Annotated in this window: 11 protein-coding genes; 6 read left to right on the forward strand and 5 right to left on the reverse strand. The window is 73.1% G+C overall.

Features of this window, described 5'->3' with window-relative positions; all coding sequences use genetic code 11:
• Positions 1-250: 250 nt before the first annotated feature.
• From V1634_RS03100 to V1634_RS03120, 5 genes are all read right to left on the reverse strand, one after another.
• Positions 251-1,339 (reverse strand): uroporphyrinogen-III synthase, encoded by a 1,089-nt coding sequence (locus V1634_RS03100; protein WP_331206193.1) that lies wholly within the window; start codon positions 1,337-1,339, stop codon positions 251-253.
• Entirely contained in the window at positions 1,339-1,683 is a 345-nt protein-coding gene (gene nirD, locus V1634_RS03105) for a nitrite reductase small subunit NirD (RefSeq protein WP_331206246.1), read from the reverse strand. The genes V1634_RS03100 and nirD overlap by 1 nt, the downstream gene beginning before the upstream one ends.
• A 77-nt stretch (positions 1,684-1,760) precedes the next feature.
• Entirely contained in the window at positions 1,761-4,328 is a 2,568-nt protein-coding gene (gene nirB, locus V1634_RS03110; protein ID WP_331206194.1) for a nitrite reductase large subunit NirB, read from the reverse strand.
• Positions 4,325-5,812 carry an FAD-dependent oxidoreductase gene (locus tag V1634_RS03115; RefSeq protein ID WP_331206195.1) on the reverse strand — a complete coding sequence of 496 codons (1,488 nt, stop codon included), beginning with the start codon at positions 5,810-5,812 and terminating at the stop codon, positions 4,325-4,327. The genes nirB and V1634_RS03115 overlap by 4 nt, the downstream gene beginning before the upstream one ends.
• Positions 5,809-7,983, reverse strand: coding sequence for a molybdopterin oxidoreductase family protein (locus tag V1634_RS03120; RefSeq protein ID WP_331206196.1), 2,175 nt, complete (start codon positions 7,981-7,983; stop codon positions 5,809-5,811). The genes V1634_RS03115 and V1634_RS03120 overlap by 4 nt, the downstream gene beginning before the upstream one ends.
• Positions 7,984-8,140: 157 nt before the next feature.
• On the opposite strand from V1634_RS03120, the gene V1634_RS03125 reads away from it, so the two are divergent.
• The 6 genes from V1634_RS03125 to rpsI all read left to right on the forward strand — a co-directional run bounded on the left by V1634_RS03125 (position 8,141) and on the right by rpsI (position 12,181).
• On the forward strand, positions 8,141-8,842 hold the full coding sequence (locus V1634_RS03125; RefSeq protein WP_331206197.1) for a class I SAM-dependent methyltransferase: 702 nt from the start codon (positions 8,141-8,143) through the stop codon (positions 8,840-8,842).
• Between the two features lie 83 nt (positions 8,843-8,925).
• Positions 8,926-9,177: a DUF6364 family protein gene (locus V1634_RS03130; RefSeq protein ID WP_331206198.1), complete on the forward strand. Its 252-nt coding sequence runs from the start codon at positions 8,926-8,928 to the stop codon at positions 9,175-9,177.
• A complete protein-coding gene (locus tag V1634_RS03135; RefSeq protein WP_107260815.1) occupies positions 9,170-9,460 on the forward strand; it encodes a type II toxin-antitoxin system PemK/MazF family toxin in 291 nt (96 codons plus the stop codon). Before V1634_RS03130 ends, V1634_RS03135 begins: the two co-directional genes overlap by 8 nt.
• Before the next feature lie 124 nt (positions 9,461-9,584).
• Positions 9,585-11,033: a nitrate/nitrite transporter gene (locus tag V1634_RS03140; protein WP_331206199.1), complete on the forward strand. Its 1,449-nt coding sequence runs from the start codon at positions 9,585-9,587 to the stop codon at positions 11,031-11,033.
• Positions 11,034-11,264: 231 nt separating this feature from the next.
• Entirely contained in the window at positions 11,265-11,708 is a 444-nt protein-coding gene (gene rplM / locus V1634_RS03145) for a 50S ribosomal protein L13 (protein ID WP_107260811.1), read from the forward strand.
• 20 nt (positions 11,709-11,728) lie between these two features.
• Complete coding sequence (gene rpsI, locus V1634_RS03150; protein WP_331206200.1) at positions 11,729-12,181, forward strand: 30S ribosomal protein S9; 453 nt, start codon at positions 11,729-11,731, stop codon at positions 12,179-12,181.
• Positions 12,182-12,268: the final 87 nt, after the last annotated feature.

Here is a 12,268-nt window from a genome sequence, read left to right on the forward strand (position 1 = left end):
CTGACGCGTTCGCGAGCAGGGTGTGACGCGACCCGAAAAATGTTCTGCCAGGGGCGACCGAGCGCCTCCACCCGTCCCCTGTGCACAGTCCTGGAGGGCAGTTTACGGGCGCTTCCAGGACGCTGCGGCCTTACCCTGCCAACCGCCTGTCCGCCAGTCAAGGGATCAAACCGAGCCGATACCCAAGCGTGAGGCGGCGGCACGTCGGGGCCGTCGCACCTGGTGAAGCTTCCTCCGGTCGGTGCCGGCCTCAGTCGACCGGCAGCCGGTAGCCGCGTTTCACCACCGTCTGCACGACCCCCGGGGTACGCAGTCCGGCCCGCAACCGGGCCACCGCCATCTCGACGGCGTGCTCGTCGGCGCCCCTCGGCAGGGTGCGCAGCAGGGCGGCCCGGGACATCACCCGGCCGGGCGTACTCGCCAGGGCCCGGAGCACCGCCATCGGGGCCGGGGCCAGTGGGCGCAGCTCACCGTCCAGGATGGCGGCGTGTCCGCGCAGGGTCAGCAGGTGACCGGCGACCTTGACGCTGATCGCCCGCTGCGGAAGCTCGTCGACGATGGTCCGGACCAGCGCCCCGAGCCGGGCCCGGCCCGGCGCCACCACCGGTACGCCGTACCGGCGCAGTGGCGCGGCGGTGACCGGCCCGACGCAGGCGGCCAGTACGTCCGAGCGCATCGCGTCCAACACCGCCTCGGTACTGGAGCCGGCGGCCCGGAGCAGTGCGGTGACCGCCGGTGCGGAGGTGAAGGTGACCGCGTCCACCAGCCGGCCGGCGATCAGGTCGACCAGCCGGTGCAGCGGGGCCGGGTCGGTCGGTGCCGCCCAGCGGTAGACCGGCACCTCGATCACGCTCGCCCCGGCCGCCTCCAGCGCCGCCGTGCACTCCGGCTGCCGCTCGCCGTGCAGCTGCATCGCGATCAACTGGCCGCGTACGCCGCGCTGCCGCAGGTGCTCGATCACCTCGTCGCAGCTCTCCGAGGCCGGCGACCACTCGTCGTGCAGCCCGGCGGCCCGGATCGCGCCCCGGGCCTTCGGACCCCGGCTGACGATGTAGGCCCGGGCCAGCACCGAGCGCAGCGGCTCGGCCAGCCCCCAGCCCTCGGCCGCCTCCAGCCAGCCGCGCATCCCGATCCCGGTGTTCGCCATCAGCACGTCGGGCGGGTTGTCCAGGCAGGCCCGGGTCGCCGCCCGCAGTTCGGTGTCGTCGGCCAGCGGCACGATCCGCAGCGCCGGGGCGAGCACCACCCGGGCGCCGCGCCGCTCCAGCATGGCGGTGAGTTCGTCGCGGCGCCGGTCGGCGGTGACCCCGACGGTGAAGCCGGAGAGTTCGCCGGACATCAGGCGTCCCCGGCCGGCCGGTGCCGGGGCGCCACCTCGACCAGCCCGTCCCGGCAGCGCACCCGGTAGGTCGGCACCGCCACCCCGGGCACGTCGAGGCAGTCGCCGGTGCGCAGGTCGTACACCTGTTTGTGCAGCGGGGAGGCGACCGTCGGGATCTCGCCGCGGCTGCCGACGATGCCCCGGGCCATCACGTACGCGCCGGCGATCGGGTCGCGCTGGCCGATCGCGAAGAGCCGGCCGTCGTGGGTGCGGAAGACCGCCACCTGGTCGCCGTCGACGAGCGCGGCCACCCCGCGCTCCGGCTCCAGTCGGGGGTACGGGCAGACGGCCGTCCAGCGCACCTCCTCGTGGCGCGGCTCGGCGGCCTCAGCAAACCCGTCGTCGATCGCCGGTCCGTCGCCGATCGCGGTGTCCAGAGTCAACTCGGTACCCCCATGGTCGTCGGGAGGCCGAGCGTCACCGGTCGGCGCTCTCCCAGGGCCGGAACGGGCTGTCCCCGTTCCACCTCGAACGTGATCGACGGGTCCGGCACGTCGGGTGCGTTGACGAAGGAGGTGAACCGGCGCAGCCGATCGGGGTCCGCCAGCGTGTCCCGCCACTCGTCCGAGTACGACCCGACGTGCCGGGCCATCGCGGCGTCGAGTTCGGCGCAGAGCCCGAGCGAGTCGTCGACGATGACCGCCCGCAGGTGTTCCAGGCCGCCCTCCATCGCCTCGATCCAGGCAGCCGTCCGCTGTAGCCGGTCGGCGGTGCGGATGTAGAACATCAGGAATCGGTCGACGTACCGGACCAGGTCCTCGGTGGACAGGTCCTGGCCGAAGAGTTCGGCGTGCCGGGGCCGGAAGCCGCCGTTGCCGCCGAGGTAGAGATTCCAGCCGCCCTCGGTGGCGATGATCCCGAAGTCCTTGCTCCGGGCCTCGGCGCACTCCCGGGCGCAGCCGGAGACCGCTGACTTGATCTTGTGTGGGGCGCGCAGCCCCCGGTAGCGCAGCTCCAGGGCGATCGCCAGCCCGACCGAGTCCTGCACCCCGTACCGGCACCAGGTGGAGCCGACGCAGGACTTCACCGTACGCAGCGCCTTGCCGTACGCGTGCCCGGACTCGAAGCCGGCGTCGACCAGCCGGCGCCAGATCTGCGGCAGCTGCTCGACCCGGGCACCGAAGAGGTCGATCCGCTGCCCACCGGTGATCTTCGTGTAGAGCTGGAAGTCCCGGGCCACCTCGCCGATCACGATCAGCTTCTCCGGGGTGATCTCGCCACCCGGGATCCTCGGCACCACCGAGTAGGTGCCGTCGCGCTGGATGTTGGCCAGGAAGTGGTCGTTGGTGTCCTGCAACGCCGCCTGCTCGCCGTCGAGCACGTAGCCGTTGCCGAGCGAGGCGAGGATCGAGGCGACCGCCGGCTTGCAGATGTCGCAGCCCCGGCCCCGGCCGTGCTCGGCGACCAGCCGGGAGAAGGTGCGGATGCCGCGTACCCGGATGATCTCGAACAGCTCCTGCCGGCTGTGGTCGAAGTGTTCGCAGAGCGCCCTGCTCAGGCTCACCCCGGAGACCGCCAGCAACTGCTTCAGCATCGGTACGCAGGAGCCGCAGCTCGTACCGGCCCGGGTGCACGCCTTCAGCCCCGGTACGTCGGTGCAGCCCTCGGCGATGGCGCCGACGAGCTGGTCCTTGGTCACCGCGTTGCAGGAGCAGACCTGGGCCGAGCCGGGCAGCGCGGCGATCCCGGCCCCGGTACCGGTGCCGTCGCCGGCCGGGGCGAGCAGCGCCAGCGGCGGGCCGGGCAGCGCCCCGCCGACGCTGGCCCGCAACGTCGGGTACGCCGTCACGTCACCGACCAGCACCCCGCCGAGCAGGGTCTTCGCGTCGTCGGAGAGGACCAGCTTGGCGTAGACCCGGGTGGCCGGGTCGGTGAAGGTGACGTCGAGGCAGCCCGGGGTCCGGCCGTGCGCGTCGCCGAACGAGGCGACGTCCACCCCGAGCAGCTTCAGCTTGGTGGAGAGGTCGGCACCCGGGAAGGTCGCCGTACCGCCGACCAGCCGGTCGGCCACCACCTCCGCCATCGCGTAGCCGGGGGCGACCAGGCCGTAGCAGGTGCCCTCGACGGCGGCACACTCGCCGATCGCCCAGATCCGCTCGTCGGCGCTGCGGCAGCTCTCGTCGACCCGGATCCCGCCCCGCTCGCCCAGCTCCAGGCCGGCGGAGCGGGCCAGCTCGTCCCGGGGCCGGATGCCGGCGGCCACCACCACGAGGTCGGTGGGGAGCCAACTGCCGTCCGAGAGGGTCAGCCCGGCCAGCTCGCCGTCCGGGCGGGACCGGATCGCGGTGGTGGCCACCCCGAGGCGCGGCACCACACCCAGCTCCTCGACATAGCGGCGCAGCATCGCGGCACCCGCCTCGTCGACCTGCACCGGCATCAGCCGGGGGGCGAACTCCACCACCGAGGTGGAAAGGCCGAGCAGCCGCAGCGCGTTCGCCGCCTCCAGCCCGAGCAGCCCACCGCCGATCACCGCACCGGCCCGCCGGCCCTTCGCGAAGTCGCGGATCGCGGCCAGGTCGTCCAGGGTGCGGTAGACGAAGACCCCGGGCCGCAGCGACGGCGTCGGGCCGGGCGCGTCCGGGCCCAATGCCGCGTACGCGCCGTCGATCGGCGGCACGAACGGGTACGACCCGGTCGCCAGCACCAGCGCGTCGTAGCCGTATTCCCCGCCGCCGGTGACCACCCGCCGGCCGGCCCGGTCGATCTCCACCACCGGCTCGCCGAGCCGCAGGTCGACCTCGTCGTCGGGGCTGTGCAGGCTCAGCTCGTCCGCGTCCACCCCGTCGAAGAACGCCGAGAGCCGCACCCGGTCGTACGCCGGCCGGCCCTCCTCGGCCAGCACGGTGACCTGCCAGCGGCCCCCGGTGTCCCGGGAGCGCAGCGCCTCGACGAAGCGCTGCCCCACCATGCCGTTGCCGACCACCACGAGTCGCTGCCGCTCGGTCATGCCGCCACCTCTGCTTCCACCGGGTCGGGAGTGTCGATCGAGGAGAGCCAGCCGAGGATCCCCTCGACGGCGTCCCGGCAACTGCCGCACCCGGTGGTGGCCCGGGTCGCGGCGACCACGTCGTCCAGGGACCTCGCCCCGGCCCGCCAGCAGCGCACCAGCGCACCCTTGCGCACGGTGTTGCACTGGCAGACCGTGGCCGCGTCCGGCATCAGCGCCGGTGACTCGACCGGGGTCGCGCTGGCGCTGTCCCGGCTGCGGCCGAGCAGCAGGGTGCGGCGGTCGACCGGCACCGGCGTACCCCGGTCGAAGAGCTGGATCACGGTGCCGACCGCCGGGTTGTCGCCGAGCATGATCGCCCCGGTGAGCCGTTCGCCGACGATCCGCAGCCGGGCGTAGGTGCCCCGGACCGGGTCGGAGAAGCTGAGTTCCTCGACGTCCGGGGCCGGGCCGGCCGCCGCGTCGCCCATCGCGGCGAGGTCGATGCCGGCGGCCTTGAGCCGGGTGACCGCCGGCTGCGGCCGGTAGCGCGCCCGGGGATCCTGCCCGGCGAGCACCTGGGCCAGCACCCGGGCCTGCTCCCAGGCGGGCGCGACCAGCCCGGTCACCACACCGGCGTGCTGGGCGCAGTCGCCGATCGCCGAGATGTGCGGGTCGCTGGTGCGCAGCCGGTCGTCGACCACCACCCCCCGGTCCACGGTGAGCCCGGCGGCGCGGGCCAGCTCCACGTCGGGGCGTACCCCGCAGGAGAGCACCAGCAGGTCGGCGTCGAGAACACGTCCGTCGGTCAGGGTCAGGGTCAGCCCGTCGGGCCGGACGTCGACGGCGCTGGCCGCGACGTCCAGGTGGGTGGTGACGCCGAGCGCGGCCAGGGTACGGGCCAGCACCGCGCCGGCCGCCGGATCGAGCTGCCGCTCCATCAGGTGCCCGACCGGATGCACCACGTGCACGTCGAGTCCCCGGGCGGCCAGCCCCCGGGCCGCCTCCAGCCCGAGCAGGCCACCGCCGAGCACCAGGGCCCGGCGCGCTCCGGCGGCGGCGGCCAGGATCCGCCGGCAGTCGTCCAGGGTACGGAACACCGCCACCCGGTCCGGCAGCCGCTCCCGGTCCAGCCCGGCCAGCGGTGGCACCAGGGCGCGCCCGCCGGTGGCGAGCACCAGGTGGTCGTACCCGATCAGGTCGCCCTGGCCGGTCGTCACCGTGCGGCTCGCCCGGTCGACGGCGGTGACCTCCACCCCGGGGCGTACGTCGATGCCGTGCCCGGCCGTTTCGGCCAGCTCCACACCGGACTCGTCGACCTTGCCGGCCAGCAGGCTCGACAGCATGATCCGGTTGTACGCCCGGTGCAGCTCGGCACCGAGTACCGTGATCTTCGCGTCGCCGAGCCGGGCCGACAGCTCGGCCGCCAACCGCGCGCCGGCCATGCCGTGTCCGACGATCACGACGCGGTTGCGTGATCCGTCCACTGTCTCCTCTGTCGTCATGCCGTCCCCTCGCCAGCGCGCGGTGCCGCCTTCCCGGCCGGGACCTTCTCGACCCTGACCGCGCATACCTTGAACTCGGGCATCCTGGAGACCGGGTCCAGCGCGTCGCTGGTCACCGAGTTGACCCGGCCCGCACCCGCCCAGTGGAACGGCGCGAAGACGGTGTCCGGCCGGATGGTCGGGGTGATCCGGGCCGGCGCCCGCATCTCGCCCCGGCGGCTGGTCACCCGCACCTCGTCGCCGTCGTCGATCCCGAGCCGGGCCGCCAGGTCGGGATGTAACTCCACGAAGGCGTTCGGGGCGGCCCGGCGCAGTGCCTCGACCCGTCGGGTCTGCGCACCGGACTGGTACTGCGTCAGCACCCGCCCGGTGGTGAGATAGACCGGATAGTCCGGACAGACGTCCTCGGCGACCGCCCGGTGCTCGACCGGCAGGAACCGGGCCCGCCCGTCCGGGGTCGGAAACCCGTCGGCGAACATCCTCGGCGTGCCGGGCCCGTCCTCGGCCGGGCAGGGCCAGAAGACGCCCTCCTCGGCGTCGATCCGCTCCCAGGTGATCCCGGCGTAGTCGGCGGCACCACCGGCCGAGGCGCGCCGCAGCTCCGCGAAGACCAGCTCCGGCGAGGCCGGGAAGCGGGACCGGCCCCGACCGGTCGCCCCGTCGACGTGGTCGAGCCGGTCGGCGAGGTCGGCCAGCAGCGCCAGGTCGGTGCGTACCCCGGGCGGTGGCGGGCGGAGCGCGCGGCGGCGCAGTACCCGGCCCTCCAGGTTGGTCATCGTGCCGTCCTCCTCGGCCCACTGGGCGGTCGGCAGCACCACGTCGGCGATCTCGGCGGTCTCGGAGCGGACGAAGTCGGCCACCACCAGCAGGTCGAGGTCGCGCAGCCGGCTGGTGACCCGGCCCGCCCGGGGTGCCGAGACGACCGGGTTGGAGCCGAACACCAGCAGCCCCCTCGGGCCGCCGTCGGTGCCGAGGGCGCTGAGCAGTTCGTACGCCGACACGCCCGGGCCGGGCAGCGCGTCGGGCTGCACCCCCCAGACCCCGGCGACGTGTGCCCGGGCGGCCGGGTCGTCGATACGGCGGTAGCCGGGGAGCTGGTCGGCCTTCTGCCCGTGCTCCCGGCCACCCTGGCCGTTGCCCTGCCCGGTGAGGCAGCCGTACCCGGAGCCGGGCCGGCCGGGCAGGCCGAGCGCGAGGGCCAGGTTGATGAAGGCGGTCACCGTGTCCACGCCCTTGGCGTGCTGCTCGGCGCCGCGCGCGGTGAGGATGATCGCCCGGTCGGCGGTGCCGAGCGCCCGGGCCGCCGCCTCCAGGTCGGCCACCGGCACCCCGGAGAGCCGCTCCGCCCGGGCCGGCCAGTAGCCGGCGGTCACCCGCCGCACCTGGTCGAATCCGCTGGTACGGGCGGCCACGTAGTCCTTGTCGACCAGTCCCTCGGCCAGCGCGATGTGCAGCAGCGCGTTCGCCACCGCCAGATCGGTGCCGGGGGTGGGTTGCAGGTGCAGGTGCGCCTGCCGGGCGGTGGCGGTGGCCCGGGGGTCGACCACGATCAGGGTGCCGCCGCGCTCCCGCTGCTCGACCAGATAGCGGACCAGCGGCGGCATCGTCTCGGCGACGTTCGCCCCGACCAGCAGCAGGGTGTCGGCGGTGCCGAGGTCGGCCAGCGGGAACGGCAGCCCCCGGTCGATCCCGAAGGCCCGCATCCCGGCGGCGGCCGCCGAGGACATGCAGAACCGTCCGTTGTAGTCGATGTTGCGGGTGCCGAGCGCGACCCGGGCGAACTTGCCGAGCGCGTACGCCTTCTCGTTGGTCAGTCCGCCCCCGCCGAAGACGGCGACCGCGTCCCGGCCGTACCCGGACTGGATGCGGCGGATTCCGTCGACCACCCGGTCCAGCGCCTCCGGCCAGCTCGCCGGGCGCAGTTCCCCGCCGGGGCGGTCCCGCAGCAGCGGGGTGGTCAGCCGGTCGGGATGGTCGAGCAGTTCGGCGGCGGTCCAGCCCTTCTGGCAGAGCCCGCCCCGGTTGGTGGGGAACTGCCGGGGCAGCACCTCCACCCGCTCGGCGGTACGGCGCAGCGTCATCCCGCACTGGAGGGCGCAGTATGGGCAGTGCGTGACGACGTCCTGGGACACATCCTCCGAATGCGTCGCAGCGCGTGCACCGTCTGTCATGTCCGAAGCGTGCCGGCGCCCGGTTTCACGGCCGGGTCCCTCTTGTTTCGGGCCTGTCAAGAGCCGCTCACACGGACCTTGCTCAGCGGGTCGGCTCGGCCTGCCGGTAGTGGATCTATGATGTGGAAGGTCGTTCCACATCATAGGAGGCACTCCGATGGCCGTGGTGTCGTCGCTCTTCGACGCGGTGGCCGGGTCGTACGACGAGTCCCGCCGCCGGCTCGTGCCGTGCTTCGACGACTTCTACGGCACCGCGGTCGAGGTGGCGGCTCCGCCGCTGCGCCGGGCGCTGGCCTCCGGCCGGGTGCCGAACGTCCTCGACCTGGGCGCCGGCACCGGGCTCTTCTCGATCCTGCTCGGCGCCGCCGTACCGGGAGTGCGGAGCACCCTGCTCGACGGCGCCCCGGCGATGCTCGCGGTCGCCGACGGGCACCTGACCCGGCGCGGGGTACCGCACGAGACGGTGGTCGCCGACCTGACCGCGCCGCTGCCCGGCGGCCCGTACGACGCGGTGGTCTCCGCCCTGGCCATCCACCACCTGCCGGACGCCGACAAGCGGGACCTCTACCGCCGGGTCCGGCAGGTGCTGGTCCCCGGCGGAGTGTTCGTGAACGCCGAGCAGGTCTCCGGCGGCACCCCCGACCTGGATGCCCGGTACGACGAGGTGTGGCTGGCCCAGGTCACCGCGCTCGGCGCCACCGAGGCGGAGATCGCCGCCGCCCGGGAGCGGATGCTGCACGACCGCCCGGCGCCGGTGCCGGACCAGTGCCGGTGGCTGGTCGAGGCGGGTTTCGTCGGTGTCGACTGCTTCTACAAGTCGTGGCGGTTCGCCGTCTTCGGAGGTCGGCGCGAGCTGTAGGGACAGCCGGTGCCGAGGTGACAGCCGGACCGGTGCGGGTGGTCGGAATGACGGCTGGTCATACCGCCGGTAGGCTGAGTGGCATGACCGCCAAGGTGACCCTCTCGTTCTCCGACGAGACGATCGAAGAGGCCCGGCGCTTCGCGAAACGGGACGGAATGTCGCTATCCGCCTGGATCGACCAGGCCGCCCGGGAGAAGGCACTCCGCGAGGTCTTCGCCGCGCACGCCGCGGCCGTCGGCCGGGCCCGCCTGGACATCGAGGCCGCCGCCATCGCCGACGCCCAGGAGGCCGCACTGGTCGACGCGGCTCTCGGCGGGCGTCCGGGTGCGTAGGGGCGAGATCTGGCGGATCGACGGTGCCCGGTCCCGGCTCGGCCTGGTGATCAGCTCCGACGTGTACAACTCCACCGACGTGCCGATCGTGATCGTCGCCGAGGTGGTCGACTCCGAGCTGCTCCGGGACTCCCCGCTCGCCGTCACCATGGGCGAATACGTGGTGATGCCGGACCGGCTCTCGTCACCGATGAAAAAGTGGTTCACCGAGCGCGTCTCGGTCGCCGACGCCGACACCATGTTCCGGGTGAGCCGGGCGCTGCGTATCCTCCAGGGCATCTGAGCGCCCCGCCGCGCGGGCGCCCGGCGATCTCACCGCCTGCCGGTGCCCGCCGTGCGCCGACCGTTGCCGGTCCGACTTCGAGCCCGAACCGCCGGGAAACCCCGCGCTCCTACGTTCGGGCGGCATGACCAGTACTGCCACCGGCCCGACCGCCGGTCCCGGGACCGACCGCACGGCCAGCGCCCCGGCGGCCGGCCTCGGCACCCTCGCGCCGCCGGAGCCCGCCGCCGCACCCGTGGCCGCCCGCCGGCACCAGCTCGACGACTGGCGCCCCGAGGATCCGGACTTCTGGCGTAGCACGGGGGCGCCGATCGCCCGGCGCAACCTGATCGTCTCGATCGTCTCCGAGCACATCGGCTTCTCGGTGTGGAGCCTCTGGTCCGTCCTGGTGCTCTTCCTCGGCCCGGAGTACGGGATCGACCCGGCCGGGAAGTTCCTGCTCACCGCCGTACCGGCCGCGCTCGGTGCGACGCTGCGGCTGCCGTACACCCTGGCGGTGGCCCGGTTCGGCGGGCGGAACTGGACGATCGTCAGCGCCCTGCTGCTGCTGGTCCCGGCGGTGCCGATGACGATCCTGATCGAGCCCGGGGTGTCGTACGGCACGCTGATGGTGCTGGCCTGCCTGGCCGGGGTCGGCGGCGGCAACTTCGCCTCCTCGATGGCGAACATCAACCTCTTCTATCCGCAGCGGCTCAAGGGCTGGGCGCTGGGCCTGAACGCGGGCGGCGGCAACATCGGGGTGGCCGCCGTCCAACTCGTCGGGCTGGCGGTGCTGGCCACGGCGGGCGCGGCGTACCCGCGCCTGGTGCCGGCGGTCTATCTCCCGCTGATCGTGCTCGCCGCGCTCGCCTCGGCCCGCTACATGGACAACATCACCGGGGTCCGCAACGAGCGGGGGGCGATCCGGGAGGCGGCCCGGGACCCGCACACCTGGGTGATGTCGGTGCTCTACATCGGCACCTTCGGGTCGTTCATCGGCTTCGGCTTCGCCTTCGGGCAGGTGCTGCTGGTGCAGTTCGGCGACCGGTTCGGCAGCCCGCTCGACGCGGCGTACCTGACCTTCCTCGGGCCGCTGGTCGGCTCGCTGATCCGGCCGGTCGGCGGCCACCTCGCCGACCGGTACGGCGGGGCCCGGGTCACCTGGGTGACCTTCGCCGCCATGGCGGTCGGCGCCGGGCTGGTCTACTACGCCTCCCGGGAGCGCTCGCTGACCCTCTACCTGATCGGGTTCATCGGGCTCTTCGTGCTCTCCGGGGTGAGCAACGGATCGACGTACAAGATGATCCCGGCGATCTTCCGCGCCCGGGCGGCCCGGGCGGTGGCCGCCGGCGAGCTGGATCCGGAAGCCGCGCAGCGCCGGGCGTGGCGGCTCTCCGGCGCCCTGATCGGGATCGCCGGGGCGGTCGGCGCGTTCGGGGGCGTACTGGTCAACATCGCCTTCCGGCAGTCGTTCCTGGCGTACTCCTCGGCCGACGCTGCCTACCTGGCCTTCATCGCCTGGTACGCCCTCTGCCTGGTGGTGACCTGGGTGGTCTACCTCCGCCCATCCCCCCACCGCCTCCCCGGGGTGTGACTTGCATGCAAGGAAGGGCCCCCGTATATCGTTTTCTGTTGTAGCGGGGGCCCTTCCTTGCACCCGTTTTGACCCGGGTGCGGGCGACCGGGTATCGTTGCCTGCTGTTGTGTGACACCCAAGTTTTCACGTGACATCCGCGGGCGTGCCTTTCCCGGGTACGCTTGGTCGTTTGTGCGTGCCTGGCGACCGGTGCGCGACCCCAGACCGACGACGAGACAAGGTAGACCTGTGCGTACGTACAGCCCGAAGCCGGGTGAAATCGAGCGTCAGTGGCACGTCATCGACGCGTCAGACGTCGTGCTGGGCCGTCTGGCCACTCACGTTGCCACGCTGCTGCGGGGCAAGCACAAGCCGACTTTCGCGCCGCACGTGGACACCGGTGACTTCGTCGTCGTCGTGAACGCGGGCAAGGTGGCGCTGACCGGCAACAAGCGGCACACCAAGGTCGCCTACCGGCACTCCGGCTACCCGGGCGGTCTGAAGCAGGTCGGCTACGACGAGCTGCTGACCAAGCGTCCCGACCGGGCCATCGAGCTGGCCGTCAAGGGCATGCTCCCGCACAACAAGCTCGGCCGTAAGCTGATCAAGAAGCTGAAGGTCTACGCCGGTGCCGAGCACCCGCACGCCGCGCAGCAGCCGGTGCCGTTCGAGATCAAGCAGATCGCGCAGTGAGCGCGGGCGAAGGAAGCAGCATGACCGACACCATCGCGACCACCGAAGCCCCGGTGCCCGCCCCGGTGGCCCGGGCTCCTCGTGGCGACCGGCCGATCCAGACCGTGGGCCGGCGCAAGGAGGCGATCGTCCGGGTCCGGATCGTCCCCGGCAGCGGCAAGATCACCTGCAACGGTCGTGAGCTTGAGGCGTACTTCCCGAGCAAGGTGCACCAGCAGCTCATCAAGGAGCCGCTGGTGACCGCCGAGAAGCCCGAGGCGTTCGACATCATCGCCAACCTGCGTGGCGGCGGCACCACCGGCCAGGCCGGCGGGCTGCGGCTGGCCATCGCCCGGGCGCTGATCGCCAACGACCCCGACGACCGCCCCGCGCTGAAGAAGGCCGGCTTCCTCACCCGGGACGCCCGGGAGAAGGAAAGCAAGAAGTACGGTCTCAAGAAGGCCCGCAAGGCGCCCCAGTACTCCAAGCGTTGATCAGCGGCAACACCTTGTACGTCTGACGTACGGCCGGAAACCGCCCCCTTCCGCGGTGGCGGTGTCCGGCCGTTTCGTCGTTTACCA

The organism is Plantactinospora veratri (assembly GCF_036421995.1).
In the GTDB taxonomy this organism is placed as follows: domain Bacteria; phylum Actinomycetota; class Actinomycetes; order Mycobacteriales; family Micromonosporaceae; genus Plantactinospora; species Plantactinospora veratri.